This is a genomic window from Marinobacter nauticus ATCC 49840 (genome assembly GCF_000284615.1).
GTDB lineage: Bacteria > Pseudomonadota > Gammaproteobacteria > Pseudomonadales > Oleiphilaceae > Marinobacter > Marinobacter nauticus.
The window spans coordinates 373,402-388,348 of the sequence record NC_017067.1 but is presented as its reverse complement, the minus strand read 5'-3'; the positions used below and the strand labels follow the sequence as shown (position 1 = coordinate 388,348).

The window sequence follows — 14,947 nt, the reverse complement described above, 5'->3', positions numbered from 1 at the left end:
TTTGTAGACAACGACAAGGAACTGTCATGACCGAACAACAAGTACGAATCTTCACCTCAACCGATGGCCAGGCGCAGCTGGAAGTGGCGCTGGAACAGGAAACAGTCTGGCTCAGCCAAGTCCAGATGGCGGAGCTGTTTGGCAAAGACGTGCGAACCGTCAACGAGCACGTGAGCAATGTGTTCCAGGAGCGAGAACTGGAGAAAGAACCAACTATCCGGAAATTCCGGATAGTTCGCCAGGAGGGCAAGCGCCAGGTTCAGCGGGAAATTGATCACTACAACCTGGATATGATCATCTCCGTCGGCTACCGGGTGAAATCCCAGCGTGGCGTGCAATTTCGTAAATGGGCCACCCAGGTTCTCAAAGACCTCTTGGTACAGGGCTACACCCTCAACCAACGCCGCCTGGAAGAACGCGGCATCGAGTTCGAGCAGGCCGTTAATCTGCTGAGCCGCACCCTCACCAATCAGGGCCTGGTATCCAATGAAGGCGAGGCTGTCGCCCGGGTAATCAGCGACTACGCCCGCTCCTGGAGCTTGCTGCAAGGCTACGACGAGCAGCAGCTGGCCGAGGTGGGCATCAAGCAGCCGGATATGCAGCCGCTGGAGTTAGGCGAAGCCCTGAAAGCCATTGGCGAACTCAAACAAACGCTTATGGCCAAGGGCGAGGCTACCGAGCTGTTCGGCCAGTTACGGGGTGACGGCCTGGCGTCTGCGTTGGCGACGATCGAGCAGGGATTTGGTGATGAGCTCTTTTATCCGAACGTGGCTACCCGTGCCGCTCACCTGCTCTACTTCGTGATCAAGAACCACCCGCTGGCCGACGGCAACAAACGCTGCGGCTCGTTTCTGTTTTTATGGTATCTGCGCCGCAACGCCGCTTTGCTGGCGCGGCCGGTAGAACAACTGATTAATGACAACACCCTGGTGGCCTTGGCCCTGCTGGTGGCGGAAAGCCTGCCGGATCAGAAAACCCTGATGATCCGGCTGATTGAACATTTCCTGCTGCTGAAGGAGCCCACTCGGGAATAAGGACTGAGGTATGACGGAAGATCAGCTGGAACAACAATGCCTGGAATGGTTTGCCGAAGGTGGCTGGGAGATCGCCCACGGGCCCGACCTGGCGCCGGATGGTGAAGCCCCGGGACGGGCCGATTACCGGCAGGTATTGTTGCTGGCGGATCTTGAGGCTGCGATAACGCGCATCAACCCTCACCTGCCCCAAAGCGCCGTCGAACAAGCCGTAGCTGTGGTGCGCAAACCCGAAAGCCTGGATGTGGTGATCAGCAACCGGGCCTTTCACCGCCTGCTGCTGGATGGTGTGCCGGTTGAGTACAAGCGCGACGACAAGGTGGTTCACGACCAGGCCTTTCTGGTGGACTTCGGTGATCTCGCCGCCAACCGTTTCCGGGCCATCAACCAGTTCACCATCGAAGGTTCCAAGCAGCTGCGCCGGCCGGACGTGATCTGCTTTATCAACGGGCTACCGCTGGCGGTGCTGGAGCTGAAGAGCCCCGGCGCCGAGAATGTGAACATCTGGAATGCCTACAACCAGATCCAAACCTACAAAGACGAATGCTCCGATCTGTTCGCCTACAACGAAGCGGCCATCATCAGCGACGGCTATCTGGCTCGGGTAGGCTCCCTCACCGCCACCCAAGAGCGCTACATGCCCTGGCGCACCCTCAAACATGAGGACGACAAGCCGCTGTTAGAGTGGCAGTTGGAAACTATGGTGCGGGGCTTCTTCGACCGGGAGCTATTTCTAGATTACCTCCGTTACTTTGTGATCTTCGAGACGGATTCCGACAAGCTGATCAAGAAGATTGCCGGTTATCACCAGTTCCATGCGGTGCGTGAGGCGGTGAAGGCCACTGTGATTGCCGCGCAGGATATAAGCGGCCCCGGTATCAGCGAGAAGCGCGCCACCTACGGCGACGAGGTTCTACCCGGCAGCAAGAAAGCCGGGGTGGTGTGGCATACGCAGGGTTCCGGCAAGAGCATTTCCATGTGCTGCTACGCCGGCAAGCTGCTGCAACAGCCGGAGATGAACAACCCCACGCTGATTGTGGTCACCGACCGCAACGATCTGGACGGCCAGTTGTTCGCCACCTTCAGCGCCGCCCGGGAACTGTTGAAGCAGGAACCGGTGCAGGCCGACGACCGGGATACGCTACGGCGCCTGCTGTCTGAGCGGGAATCCGGCGGCATCATCTTCACCACGGTACAGAAGTTCGCCCTGCTGAACGATGAATCTGGCCACCCGGTTCTGAACGACCGCCACAACATCGTGGTGATCTCAGACGAAGCCCACCGCAGCCAGTACGGCCTGAAAGCCACCCTTAAGAAAGACGGCACCTACAAGTTTGGCTACGCCCGCCACATGCGCGATGCCCTGCCCAATGCCTCGTTCATCGGCTTTACCGGCACCCCCATCGAGAGCGAAGACAAAGACACCCGGGCCGTGTTCGGCGATTACGTGTCCATCTACGACATCCAGGATGCCGTGGACGATGGCGCGACCGTGCCCATCTTCTACGAATCCCGCCTGGCCAAGCTGGACATCAACCGCGAGCAGATCGAAGAGCTGTCCGAGCAGGTGGAGGAAGTGGTTGAAGACGACGAAGACGTTGGCAGCCGCGAGAAAACGAAGGGCGAGTGGAGCCGGCTGGAAAAGCTGGTCGGTGCCGGCCCGCGCCTGAAGCAGGTGGCGGAAGACCTGGTGAACCACTTTGAAACCCGCTCCAGCACCATCGACGGCAAGGCCATGATTGTGGCCATGAGCCGGGAGATTGCGGTTCACCTCTATAACGAGATTGCCGCCCTGCGTCCTGAGTGGCACGACGACGATCCGGAGAAAGGCGCCATCAAGATTGTGATGACCGGCTCCGCCTCTGACCGCCCCCTGCTGCAGCCGCACATCCATAACAAACAGACCAAGAAGCGGTTCGAGAAGCGCTTCAAAGATATCAACGATCCGCTCAAGCTGGTGATCGTGCGGGATATGTGGCTGACCGGTTTCGATGCGCCTTGCTGTCACACCATGTACGTGGATAAGCCCATGAAGGGCCACAACCTGATGCAGGCCATTGCCCGGGTGAACCGCGTGTTCAAGGACAAGCCCGGCGGGCTGGTGGTGGATTACATCGGCATCGCCAACGAGCTGAAACAGGCGCTGAAAACCTACACCGATGCCAAGGGCAAGGGCACTCCCACCCACAGCGCCGAAGAAGCCTACGCCATCCTGCTGGAGAAGCTGGATATTATCCACGGCATGTTTGCGCCCGGGCCCAAAGGCGAGGGTTTCAGCTATAGCGGATTTGAAACCGAGCCCCACAAGTTCCTGGTGCCCACCGCCAACTACGTGCTCAGCCTGGAAGACGGCAAGAAGCGCTTCCTGGATACGGTGCTGGCCATGAACAAGGCGTTCTCGCTGTGTGCCACCCTGGACGAGGCCCAGGCGCTGCAGAAAGAAGTGGCGTTCCTGTCTCAGGTGAAAACTGCCATCACCAAGTTCACCAGCGTGGACAAGAAGCTGACTGAGGAAGAGAAGAACACGGCGCTGCGGCAGATCCTGAACAACGCTCTCATCGCCGAAGGGGTTACCGATGTCTTCGCCCTGTGCGGCCTGGACAAGCCCAACATCGGCCTGCTCTCTGACGAGTTCCTGGAAGACGTTCGGCAAATGCCCTACAAGAACTTCGCGGTGGAGCTGCTGGAAAAGCTGCTCAAAGACGACATCAAGGCCAAAACCCGCAACAACGTAGTGCAGGAGAAGAAATACGCCGACCGCCTGCAGGAAACGCTGAGCAAGTACAACAATCGGGGCATCGAAACGGCGCAGGTGATCGAAGAGCTGATCGCCATGGCCAAGCAGTTCCAGGCCGAACTGGAGCGTGACGCCGCCCTCGGCCTGAACCCGGACGAAGTAGCCTTCTACGATGCCCTGGCCAGCAACGAAAGCGCCGTGCGGGAGCTGGGCGACGAAACCCTTAAAAAGATCGCCGTGGAGATCACCGACAAGCTGCGCAAATCCACCACCGTGGACTGGCAGGTGCGGGAGAGCGTGCGGGCCAAGCTGCGGATTCTGGTGCGGCGGACGTTACAGCGGTACAAGTACCCGCCGGATAAGGCGCCAGCGGCGATTGAGTTGATTATGGAGCAGGCGGAAGCCCTGTCTAACCACTGGACGAAGTAAGGAATTACGGTGCGGTAGTTGCCCCCGCTAAACCGGGCATCACTGTGCCCAAGCATTAGGTTACGCGCATAAGACTCAGTACTAAAAAAGGGGGGGGGGGCAAGATTGCTCTTTGGAAGAGGGCCACAGATTCAAATCCCATCGGCACGCCATTATTTCCAAAGGCTTGCGTGAGAACGCAGGCCTTTTTTGTTTGTCTTTGCCCAAAGTGTTTCGAGCGTTTTCAAAAGCGGCGAATCTAGCTTATTTGAACCGCACCACCAGCTCATGCAACTGAGCCGCAATTTTCTCCATCTTCTCGACACTGGCGGCCGACTGCGCCCCTTTCTCAAAATTCACCGATGCGAGCGAGGAAATGCTCTCGACCTGCTCGTTAATCTGATCGGAAACCTGCGCCTGTTCCTCCACAGCGGTGGCCATCTGAATCGCCATTTCTGCAATGGTATTCACTGAGTCCGCAATCTGGTTCAGGGTCTTTTCCGCATCCAGCATACGGTCCAGCCCACTGTCTGAAGCCAGATTACCCTGTTCGGCGACCCTCACCGATTCGGACGACCTTGAGAGAAGCTTGTCGATGATCCCGTGAATCTCCCGAGTGGAATCCTGGGTACGCTGGGCCAGGTTCCGGACCTCATCTGCCACCACCGCGAAGCCACGCCCGTGTTCCCCGGCTCTGGCAGCTTCAATCGCGGCGTTCAGAGCCAGCAGGTTGGTCTGCTCGGCGATGTCTTCAATGATCTTCGCCACGTCTGCAATCTTTTCACTCTCCGTCGCCAACTCACCGACGGAGCGACTGATGCCATGAACGGTGGTTTTCAGTTCTTCAATAGACTGCCTGGTCGAGGCGATAACCTGGCTGCCCTGTTCCGCCAATACCCTGGCCCCATCGGCTTTGTCGGCGGTTCGCTGCACGTTTTCGGAGACTTCGCCGATGGTCTGCGACATTTCATGAACTGCAGCAGCCACCTGCTCGGTCTCGGCCTGCTGTTTCCGCATGGTGTCCTGGGCCTGAGAGGAGTATTCCAGACCTCTGACTGCGGCAGTCTTTACGCCGGCGGCAGAATCTTCAATCCGGGTCAACACGGCGTCAAGGTGGGCTTGTTGCGCTCTGACCGCCACTTTGATGCGCCCCAACTGCAGGTCATCATCGGTGTAGCTTCGCGCTGCCAGGTTGTCAGTAAAGGTATTACCCATCATATCGGTAACCGACTGAATCAACCGGTGCCTAGCTATATTCATCCAGATCGCATAGGCGAGCACACCCACCGACAGCAAAAGCTCTGACAACACTTGTTGGCCTGAGAGGAATAATCCTCCGGCTGCCATCAACAATCCAAAAAGGCACCAGGTGCTCGGCGCCACCCGCTGCCAGAACGGGATCCCGGTTTTCCCTTCCCGAATCGACTTGTAGAGTTTCTCGGCCCTGGCCACATCCTCCCGGCCCGGGCAAGAGCGAACGGATTCATAACCGACAACCTCGCCATTTGCGGTCACCGGTGTGACGTAGGCGCTGACCCAATAGAAGTCGCCGTTCTTGCAGCGGTTTTTCACCAGGCCCATCCACGGTCGGCCGGCCTTGAGGTGAGACCACATGTTCTCATAGGCTTTCGGAGGCATATCCGGATGACGAACGATATTGTGCGGTTGACCAATCAACTCATCCCGGGAAAAACCGCTGACCGCCACGAAAGCGTCGTTACAGTGCAAGATCTTTCCCCGCAAATCCGTTGAGGAAATCAGTTTTTGCGATTCCGGAAACGTTCTTTCGTTCCCGGTTATGGGTAGATTCTTTCGCACGAGGTTCGTCCTTTTCAGCCTGGACGGTTGTTGTCGGTGGGGCGGCGATTATCGCTGTCCCGTTGCCCAGTACCAGTTTGTTTTGTAACGAACAGCCACAAGCCCCAGAGGGCGTTGAGCGTTAACGCCAAATCACAAATAAGAAAGAATTTGTTTGTGATTCAGACTAACAAGCAAATCCAGAGGCCTCTCTCAGGCGCTCCATACCTTTTGATCGTGGTGTGGTTTCAAAGAAAAGGATATTCAGGGAGGTGGCAATATCAGGCAGCCTGCGAGAACAGTCCCTTTCCTCACAGGTTAAAGAATAGACGATTTCGGAATTTCTGCGCGACAGCAGCAAAAAATATGTAGCCACTCGCACCAAAAAAGCAGTTTGGCCGCAGAGCGTCGCAGTTCGACCTTAAAATCAGGCTACGCGGAAACCCTTGGCCACCAGATACACCTCCCGGGACCTGGCCCGGGACGAATCCGGCTTGCGAATCACCACCTTATCGAAGGACTCGCGCACGGTTTTCACATACTCATCATAGCCTTCACCATGGAACACCTTGGCAACAAAACTGCCTTTGGGTTTAAGCACCTGGCAGGCCATATCCAGGGCCAGTTCCACCAGATACATGGAGGCTGCCTGGTCTGCGGCGTTTACGCCACTGATGTTGGGGGCCATATCCGAGATCACGGCGTCGGCACGGGCCCCGTCCAGTATCGCCATGATCTGGTCGAAGACCTCCTGTTCGGTGAAGTCGCCCTGGATGAATTCGACGCCGGCAATCGGATCCATCGGCAAAATGTCAGACGCCACCACACGGCCCTTGTGGCCCACCAGTTTCGCCGCCACCTGAGACCAGCCACCCGGGGCCGAGCCCAGGTCGACGACCAGGTCCGTGGGCTTGATCAGCCGATCCTTGTTATTGATTTCCAGCAGTTTGTAACTGGCACGGGAACGATAGCCATCCTGTTGCGCCTGTTTTACAAAGGGGTCGTTTACGTGCTCTTCGAGCCACCGGTTACTGCTTTTCGAGCGTGCCATCGCCTGCCTTCTGTTCACTGCGGGAAAAACGGCATTGTACGCCGCCGCCAGTGGCGCCGCAAAAACCAGCCACTTCCTGACAAGCCAGCCATGCCCCCGTACAATAGCACCTGATCACATGCCTCATTCAAACCATCATCGCCCGGCCTCGGCCGTGCCAGGCACCATGGAAAGCAGATCGTGAAACTGGACGACATCAAAAAGCTGCATCAAAAGAAATACCGCCAGTCGTTCGGACAGTTTCTAGTGGAAGGCGAGCATCTGGTACTGGAGCTGGAAAAAGCGGCGAAGCAGGTGCCCCACTGGCGCAACGCCCAACTGTACGTAACCAGCGCCTACGAGCACTGGCCCAGCCCCTGGCCCAAGCACGTCATCAGCGACCGGCAGATGGCCCAGCTTTCCGATACCAGAACGCCTCAGGGCATCCTGGCGGTGGTGCCACTGCCACCAAATGCCAGCGAAGAGGCCGTCCCTAAAGAGAAAGCGCTTTACCTTCACGAGGTGCAGGATCCCGGCAATCTGGGCACCATCCTGCGCACGCTGGCGTGGTTCGGTGGCTTCCGGTGCCTCCTTAGCCCCGGCAGCGTGGATCCGTTCAATCCGAAAGTGGTGCGCGCCAGCATGGGCGCCATATTCCATGTACCGCTGGAGACCGAGGTTGCCCTGGACACGCTGGGGCAACGATACGCCCGCATCGCCTGCCTGGACATCGGCGGCGACGCCATTACCACGCCCGAGTTCCAGGCCCAGGATTGCTACCTGTTTGGCAATGAGGCCCGCGGCGTGCCGAAGCAAGCCCTGACCGAGCTTGGCGCCCGCGCCTTTACGATCCCCGGCGCGGCCGCTATTGAGTCTCTGAACCTGGCATCCGCTGTCAACATGGCGGTTTACGAGCTGAACCGCGCCTGAGTCCTGCGGATTATTTCCGTTCTTTACTTGCCAGTCGCTGAACCGGTTACCTATGGTTGAACGTAATCCTGTAGGACATCATTCACTGGAAGGATCGGTTCAGCCATGGAGTTCTCCAACCCGACTGCAACTCTCGAACGCCAACATGCCATCGGTTTAACCCGCACGCCCAATCTGGCCGAGGGAGCCCCTGACACCAAACGCCAGGAAATCGCGCGTTATTTCACAGACACCTTCGACACCTACACGCGCCTGTTCGATTGCCTGGCTGATGACTCCGGCTATTACCAGAAATCTATCCCGCTCCGGCATCCGCTGATCTTTTACCTCGGCCATACCGCCACCTTCTTTGTGAACAAGCTGGTGCTGGCCAAAATCCTGAAAGAACGCATCAACCCCAACATGGAATCCATCTTCGCGGTGGGTGTGGATGAAATGAGCTGGGACGACCTGAACGACGATCACTACGACTGGCCCGCTGTCCAGGAAGTGCTGGACTACCGGGCACAGGTGCGCCAGACCGTGCTGGAGTTGATCGAAACCATGCCACTCTCGCTGCCAATTGACTGGGACAGTAACTGGTGGCCCATCGTGATGGGCATCGAACATGAGCGTATTCACCTTGAGACTTCTTCAGTGCTCATCCGCCAGCACGCGCTGGAACGCGTTCAACCGCAACCGGAATGGGCGCCCATCCGGGAAACCGGCGAGGCACCGGAAAACGAGTTGCTCACCGTTCCCGCTGGCAAAGTGCACATTGGCAAGCCCTACGACGATGCCTTTTACGGCTGGGACAATGAGTACGGGGAGCACCAGGCCGATGTCGCCGAGTTCAAGGCCAGCCAGTACCTGGTAAGCAATCAGGAGTTCCTGGAATTTGTCGAGGCCGGCGGCTATCAGCAGGACGAATACTGGAGCGAGGAGGGCCTGGCCTGGCGAACCTTTGCCGAAGCCAAACACCCCACATTCTGGCGCTGGCAAAATGGCTGGCAGCTGCGCCTGATGACCGAAGAGGTCGAGATGCCCTGGGACTGGCCGGTCGAGGTCAACTATCACGAGGCCAAGGCGTTCTGTGAGTGGAAACGTGAGCAAACCGGCAAACCCATCCGCCTGCCCACGGAAGACGAGTGGTATCGCCTCTGTGACGAATCCGGCGTCCGGGAAGTGGGAGAATCCCCGGCCAACGCCAACCTCCACCTGGACCATGGTGCCTCGTCGTGTCCGGTAACGCGCTTTCGCCACGGCCAGTGGTTCGATGTGGTTGGCAACGTCTGGCAGTGGACCGAAACCCCCACCTATCCGTTCGACAACTTCAAGGTGCATCCACTGTACGACGACTTCACCACACCCACGTTCGACGGCCAGCACAATCTGATCAAAGGCGGCTCCTGGATTTCCTGCGGCAACGAAGCAAGGCTGGCCTCCCGTTATGCCTTCCGTCGGCATTTCTTCCAGCATGCAGGCTTCCGCTACATCACCTCCGAGGCCGAGGCGGTTCAACCCAACGCCTATTACGAGAGCGACCGGCTACTCACTGAATACGCCGAGTTCCACTACGGCGACAGCTGGTTTGGTGTCGCCAATTTCCCGAAAACCATGGCCGAACTGGCCCTGGAGGCTATGGCCGGTAAAAAGACCGGGAAAGCGCTGGATCTGGGTTGTGCCTGCGGCCGGGCAAGTTTTGAGCTGGCGCGCCAGTTTGACGAGGTTGAAGGTGTCGATTTCTCCGCCAACTTCATACGTCTGGGGGTGGAGATGGCCGAGCAGGGCGCTATCCGGTATTCACTGGCCGAAGAAGGCGAACTGGTCAGCTACCATACCCGCACCCTGAAAGAACTGGATCTCGAAGATACCGCCGCCAAGGTGGCGTTCTATCAGGGCGATGCCTGCAACCTGAAGCCTCAGTATTCCGGTTATGACCTGGTATTGGCCGCCAATCTGATCGACCGCCTGTACCGGCCACGTCGTTTCCTGGAGTGCATCCACGATCGCATTAACGAAGGCGGGCTGCTGATTATTGCCTCCCCGTATACCTGGCTTGAAGAACACACCCCGAAAGAGGAATGGCTTGGCGGTTTCAAGAAGGATGGCGAAAATCACCGAACGCTAGACGGCATTCGAGAGTGCCTGGGAGAGCACTTCAGGATGGTAGGCGAGCCCCGGAAAGTGCCCTTCGTGATCCGCGAGACCGAGCACAAGTTCCAGCACACGCTGTCTGAAGTGACCGTGTGGGAACGCAAACCCGCCAGGAGCTGAGTGTGATGCCGGCGTTACCAGCTTCTGCTTACGAGGCTGGTAGCGCCGCCAAGGCCGACAGGCCACGCTCGCAACCACCCAGATACCCACCACCGAACAGGTTGTAGTGGTTGAGGTAGTGGTACAGGTTATAGATTTCTCGCTTGGTGGCGTAAACCTCAGTGCGCGGGTATGGATCTGTTTGCGCCATAAAACCGTAGCAGGGTTCTGCTAAGATACTTTGCATCCTACCCTCACGGAGTCCATTCCCAGTGCCCATCCGAGCTCTTTTTGCCCGCGTTAGCCTCTTACTCGTGCTAGCCCCCGCTTCCGCCAATGCGGAACAGTTCAACCTTGCCTGGGACAACGATCTATTCACTGGTAGCGACCGGGGCTACACCAATGGCGTGCGCCTGTCTTACCTTACCAACACAGCCGAAGACTCCAGCGGAGGCTCAGCCCGACTTGCAAGGGCAGGCAGAGATAGTCTGTCATTTCTGCCCGGCGTCGGCGACGCCGCCAACAACCATGCAATGACTGTCAGTCTGCGTCAACTCATGGTGACACCGGCAGACATTAGCCAGGAAGAGCCTCAATTCAATGATATCCCCTACGCCGGTCATCTCTCCCTGAGCAGCACCCTCTGGAGCTGGAGTGCTGACAGTATTACGGGGTACGGCGCTCACATTGGCGTGGTTGGTCCTGAAAGCGGCGCCGAAGCCAGCCAGAAATGGGTACACAAAATCACCGGGAGCGAACGCCCCAAAGGATGGGACAACCAGCTAGGGACCGACGTGGTTGGCGGATTTCAGGCGGCCCACGGGCGCAAACTGTTGCAAGCGGGGCAACGCGGCGACCTTGAACAACAGTTTTCAGCGGTAGGCTCCGGCCTGCTGTCCAGTTTTCGAACCTCCGCGACCGTTGGCATGATCTGGCGGATGGGCAGAAACCTTCCGGCCAATTTTATACCGGATTACGCCGGCAGCTCCTCGGCCATCGCGCTACCCGGATCTTTCAGTGGCGCGAAAAGCGCCTGGTCAGTATTCATAGGCCTGGGGGCGGAATACATTGCCTATTCCTATCTGGAGGACAATTCCGGGCCCTACCGGTTCAGTGAAGGCCCCCTGCTCGGCCAGATAGGCCTGGGCGGCACCTGGCAGTGGGACAACCTGCAAGCGGCGCTGATTTTGCGGGCCACGACGGGGGAAGAACAGCGTAACCAGGATAACTTCAGCTTTGGCACGCTGTCTTTTAGCTGGGTGTTATGAGGAAGCGCCCCTGTCGGGGCGCTTTTGTCAGTACCAGAAATCAGATTCTGGTCAGGCGCAGGTAAGGACGCAATTCGTTCCAGCCCTGCGGGAACATCTCCTTCGCCTTCTCGTTGGAGATGGACGGCGGAATGATCACCTCGCCACCTTTCTTCCAGTCCGCCGGCAATGCACAGCTATTGGCATCGGCCGTCTGCAGCGCATCAATGGCACGCAGGATCTCGTCGAAGTTACGGCCCACCGCCATCGGGTAGGTCATGGTCAGACGTACTTTCTTGTCGGGATCGATAATGAACACACTGCGCACAGCGGCGGTTTCGCTCTCACCCGGGTGGATCATTTCATACAGCTGAGCGATCTTGTGGTCCTCATCGGCAACGATCGGGAACTGCAGATCACAACTCTGAGTGTCGTTTACATCATCAATCCACTTCAGATGTTCTTCGACCGAGTCAGTCGACAAACCGAGTGGCTTCACATTGCGGGCAGCAAACTCCTGCGCCAGCTGTGCCGTGCGGCCCATTTCTGTGGTGCATACCGGGGTGAAGTCAGCCGGGTGGCTGAAGAAAAACACCCAGGAATCGCCGGCCCACTCGTGAAAGCTCATGGGGCCTTTGGTGGTGTCTACGCTGAAATCAGGGGCAATTTGTCCAAGACGAATCGTCATTTCATTTCTCCTGTCGGGGTTTCCACGTTTGTGGCATTGGTTAACAAAGCTTCAATCGGTTGGGTTTCATGGCCTGCGTCATGGGCCGCTTTGAGCAACATCGGGATATTGCATTGCGGGTTCCGGGCCCGGGACTGGGCCCACATGTGCACCGCCCGACGGCCTGTGCGGCAGAATCCGAGAATGGGCGCAGGGGCCGCATCAAGTGCCTGTGCAAAGGCATCCACATCCTGTTCGGTGTATTCACCGGAGGCGACCGGCACGCAGAACCACTGCAGGCCCTGGCTGGCGGCTGCTTCCCGGAAAGCTTCTTCACCCTCGTAGCCGTCCTCGCCCGCTCGGCGATTACAGATCACGGTTCGGAAGCCCTGGCGGCGAATGTCCTCAAAGTCCTCAGGAGCGACCGCATCTGCCACGGCGAATCCTGGTTCCAGAAAATGAATCTTCATCGTTAATCTCCAGCTCAGAAGCCGTATACCGGGACTTTCAGGTAAACCTGTCCGTTGTCTTCCGCCGGCGGCATGGCCCCGGCACGCATGTTCACCTGCACCGACGGTACGATCAGCCTCGGCATGGCGAGCGTGGCATCGCGCTCGGTTCGCATCCGCACAAATTCGGATTCGTTCATGCCCTCGCGAACATGGATGTTACGTTCGCGCTGTTCGGCTACCGTGGTTTCATGCTGGTATTCATCCCGCCCCGGCGCCTTGTAGTCGTGGCACAGGAAGATCCGCGTCTCGCCGGGCAGAGCCAGTACCTTCTGCACAGACTGGTACAGGGTCTGGGCGTCACCGCCGGGGAAATCGCAGCGGGCGGTACCGGAATCCGGCGCGAACAGGGTGTCGCCAACAAAGGCCGCATCACCGATAACGTAGGTCAGGCATGCCGGCGTGTGACCAGGCGTGTGAAGGACCTGCCCCTCCAGGTTGCCAACCCGGAAGGTGTCGCCCTCCTCAAACAACTGGTCAAACTGGCTACCGTCCCGGGCAAATTCGGTGCCGGCGTTGAAGGCTTTTCCGAAGATTTCCTGAACATCCACAATCTTCGCGCCTATGCCGGTCTTGCCACCCAGGTGTTCGTGCAAGTAGGGCGCAGCGGAGAGGTGGTCGGCATGTACGTGGGTTTCGAGAATCCACTCCACCTGAAGATTGTTGTCCCGAATAAACGAGATGATCTGATCGGCGGAACGCACGTCGATCCTGCCGGCGGCATAATCAAAATCCAGTACCGAGTCGATGATGGCACAGGCCTGGCTGTCAGGATCCTGAACGACGTAGCTGAAGGTGTTGGTCGCTTCGTCGAAGAAGTGAGTGACTGATGGCGTTTGCATCGTCGTGTCCTCCTCGGGCATGGGTATCGTTAACTCACACCCTCAGTAGACCATACTTTTAGATATAACCATATACCATTAACGCATATAAAATTTGATATAGGCGATAGCTCCGGTAAATCACATATCAGAAGCTTTAATTAATTCGCTATGGATGAAGGACCGGAGGACTAAATCACAGGAGGGGGCGCCCTGTCCGGGCGCCGTTTTTCTGAACGTTGTTTCAGTGATGCTCGCGGACGGCAGGGCCGGCCAGCCACTCCCGACCTTTGAGCATACCGTGCCAGTATAAGGTGGGCAGTTGCTTGGCCTTGAGCCACCAGGCAGCGCGGGTGGCTTTGGTGCCATCGTTTACCCACTGCGGGAAACTGGGCTGAAGCACACCGTTATAGCCAAATTCGGCCAGCACGATGCGGCCGTTCTCTACCGTCAACGGGCAGGAACCGTACCCGAGGTAAGCCGCAGGCAGGGGCTGATTCCGTAAACTTGCAATGAGGTTTTCCGCCACGACCGGCGCCTGCTTTCGAACGGCTGCGGCGGTTTTGGCATTACCGGTGCCGCTCACGTCGCCAAGTCCGAATATATTGGCAAAGGTTTTGTGTTGGAGCGTATCGTCCGCCAGATTCAACCAGCCACCGTCATTGGCCAGAACGGACTCGCGGATGAAACCGGGCGCCCGCTGGGGCGGCACCGCGTGCAACATATCGAAATCCAGTTCCCGATCCTGGCTGTTACCTTCAGCGTCCGTAAGCCTGAACGTGGCTTTCCGGGCGGGGCCGTTAACAGCTACCAGATTGCTCTGAAAGTTGACCTGAATACCGTATTTATCAATGTATTCCTGAAGTGCCGGGACATAAGCCGGCACACCGAACAGAACCGCTCCGGCATTATGAAACTGAATATCGAGTTGGCCAAGAACTCCGTTTCTGCGCCAATGGTCGGAAGACAGATACATCGCTTTCTGCGGTGCCCCGGCACATTTGATAGGCATGGGTGGCTGGCTGAACAGGGCCCTTCCCTTTTTCAGGGCCTGTACCGTTTGCCAGGTGTATTGCGCCATACCTTGACGGTAGTTGGACGTCACACCATTGTCCCCAAGCGCGGATTCCAGGCCATCAATGGCAGACCAGTTCAGCTCCAGCCCCGGCGCCAGCACCAGTGCCTGATAGGAGATGCTCGAACCGTCCGCCAGCCTTACCTGATTCTGCTCCGGCATTACGCCCGAAACCGCTTGCTGATACCAGGAGACAAAACCCGGCATCACCTGTGACATGGGCCGGGAGGTAACCTCCGGCTGAAAAACGCCGCCACCGACCATGGTCCAGCCTGGTTGATAGTGATGGGTCGCAGATGGTTCAACGATGGCGATATCCAGACGGCGGTCCCGTTTGTGCAGGCTGGACGCCACCGAGATACCGGCAGCGCCGCCACCAACGATAACAATGGTGTGGTGCCGGTCTGCCCCCGCCGGTTCTGTTCTGCTGTTCATGCCTCTACCCTCTTGTGTTTGT

The 14,947-nt window shown here is 57.9% G+C and carries 12 protein-coding genes; 5 read left to right on the top strand and 7 right to left on the bottom strand.

What is annotated here, in order from left to right:
• The first annotated feature begins 26 nt into the window (after positions 1-26).
• Together MARHY_RS01700 and MARHY_RS01695 are read left to right on the top strand one after the other, a co-directional pair.
• Positions 27-1,034, top strand: a complete 1,008-nt coding sequence (locus tag MARHY_RS01700; RefSeq protein WP_014420311.1) for a virulence RhuM family protein/type II toxin-antitoxin system death-on-curing family toxin — start codon at positions 27-29, stop codon at positions 1,032-1,034.
• Positions 1,035-1,044: 10 nt separating this feature from the next.
• Entirely contained in the window at positions 1,045-4,200 is a 3,156-nt protein-coding gene (locus tag MARHY_RS01695) for a type I restriction endonuclease subunit R (RefSeq protein ID WP_014420310.1), read from the top strand.
• 243 nt (positions 4,201-4,443) lie between these two features.
• On the opposite strand, the gene MARHY_RS01690 is transcribed toward MARHY_RS01695, so the two are convergent.
• Both MARHY_RS01690 and rlmE read right to left on the bottom strand, forming a co-directional pair.
• Positions 4,444-5,997: a methyl-accepting chemotaxis protein gene (locus MARHY_RS01690; RefSeq protein ID WP_041654492.1), complete on the bottom strand. Its 1,554-nt coding sequence runs from the start codon at positions 5,995-5,997 to the stop codon at positions 4,444-4,446.
• Between the two features lie 406 nt (positions 5,998-6,403).
• On the bottom strand, positions 6,404-7,027 hold the full coding sequence (gene rlmE, locus MARHY_RS01685) for a 23S rRNA (uridine(2552)-2'-O)-methyltransferase RlmE (RefSeq protein WP_041654491.1): 624 nt from the start codon (positions 7,025-7,027) through the stop codon (positions 6,404-6,406).
• Between the two features lie 180 nt (positions 7,028-7,207).
• On the opposite strand from rlmE, the gene MARHY_RS01680 reads away from it, so the two are divergent.
• Both MARHY_RS01680 and ovoA read left to right on the top strand, forming a co-directional pair.
• On the top strand, positions 7,208-7,936 hold the full coding sequence (locus MARHY_RS01680) for a TrmH family RNA methyltransferase (protein ID WP_014420306.1): 729 nt from the start codon (positions 7,208-7,210) through the stop codon (positions 7,934-7,936).
• 105 nt (positions 7,937-8,041) lie between these two features.
• On the top strand, positions 8,042-10,192 hold the full coding sequence (gene ovoA / locus MARHY_RS01675; RefSeq protein WP_014420305.1) for a 5-histidylcysteine sulfoxide synthase: 2,151 nt from the start codon (positions 8,042-8,044) through the stop codon (positions 10,190-10,192).
• A gap of 28 nt (positions 10,193-10,220) precedes the next feature.
• On the opposite strand, the gene MARHY_RS18435 is transcribed toward ovoA, so the two are convergent.
• The gene (locus MARHY_RS18435; RefSeq protein ID WP_226374377.1) at positions 10,221-10,418 is read right to left on the bottom strand and encodes a fructosamine kinase family protein; all 198 of its coding nucleotides are present in this window, start codon (positions 10,416-10,418) and stop codon (positions 10,221-10,223) included.
• 25 nt (positions 10,419-10,443) lie between these two features.
• On the opposite strand from MARHY_RS18435, the gene MARHY_RS01665 reads away from it, so the two are divergent.
• A complete protein-coding gene (locus tag MARHY_RS01665; RefSeq protein WP_014420303.1) occupies positions 10,444-11,439 on the top strand; it encodes a lipid A deacylase LpxR family protein in 996 nt (331 codons plus the stop codon).
• Positions 11,440-11,479: 40 nt separating this feature from the next.
• Here the strand turns inward: MARHY_RS01665 and MARHY_RS01660 are convergent, their stop codons facing one another.
• The 4 genes from MARHY_RS01660 to MARHY_RS01645 all read right to left on the bottom strand — a co-directional run bounded on the left by MARHY_RS01660 (position 11,480) and on the right by MARHY_RS01645 (position 14,925).
• Entirely contained in the window at positions 11,480-12,106 is a 627-nt protein-coding gene (locus tag MARHY_RS01660; RefSeq protein ID WP_041654489.1) for a peroxiredoxin, read from the bottom strand.
• Entirely contained in the window at positions 12,103-12,555 is a 453-nt protein-coding gene (locus MARHY_RS01655) for a protein tyrosine phosphatase family protein (RefSeq protein WP_022993326.1), read from the bottom strand. The genes MARHY_RS01660 and MARHY_RS01655 overlap by 4 nt, the downstream gene beginning before the upstream one ends.
• Positions 12,556-12,569: 14 nt before the next feature.
• Positions 12,570-13,436 (bottom strand): MBL fold metallo-hydrolase, encoded by an 867-nt coding sequence (locus tag MARHY_RS01650; protein WP_041654488.1) that lies wholly within the window; start codon positions 13,434-13,436, stop codon positions 12,570-12,572.
• Positions 13,437-13,659: 223 nt separating this feature from the next.
• Positions 13,660-14,925: an NAD(P)/FAD-dependent oxidoreductase gene (locus tag MARHY_RS01645; RefSeq protein ID WP_041654487.1), complete on the bottom strand. Its 1,266-nt coding sequence runs from the start codon at positions 14,923-14,925 to the stop codon at positions 13,660-13,662.
• Positions 14,926-14,947: the final 22 nt, after the last annotated feature.

Coding starts and splice junctions, on each gene's coding strand:
- MARHY_RS01660 (WP_041654489.1), bottom strand. CDS start 12,106: ATGACGATTCGTCTTGGACAAATTGCCCCTGATTTCAGCGTAGACACC.
- MARHY_RS01645 (WP_041654487.1), bottom strand. CDS start 14,925: ATGAACAGCAGAACAGAACCGGCGGGGGCAGACCGGCACCACACCATT.
- rlmE (WP_041654491.1), bottom strand. CDS start 7,027: ATGGCACGCTCGAAAAGCAGTAACCGGTGGCTCGAAGAGCACGTAAAC.
- ovoA (WP_014420305.1), top strand. CDS start 8,042: ATGGAGTTCTCCAACCCGACTGCAACTCTCGAACGCCAACATGCCATC.
- MARHY_RS01700 (WP_014420311.1), top strand. CDS start 27: ATGACCGAACAACAAGTACGAATCTTCACCTCAACCGATGGCCAGGCG.
- MARHY_RS01650 (WP_041654488.1), bottom strand. CDS start 13,436: ATGCAAACGCCATCAGTCACTCACTTCTTCGACGAAGCGACCAACACC.
- MARHY_RS18435 (WP_226374377.1), bottom strand. CDS start 10,418: ATGCAAAGTATCTTAGCAGAACCCTGCTACGGTTTTATGGCGCAAACA.
- MARHY_RS01655 (WP_022993326.1), bottom strand. CDS start 12,555: ATGAAGATTCATTTTCTGGAACCAGGATTCGCCGTGGCAGATGCGGTC.
- MARHY_RS01695 (WP_014420310.1), top strand. CDS start 1,045: ATGACGGAAGATCAGCTGGAACAACAATGCCTGGAATGGTTTGCCGAA.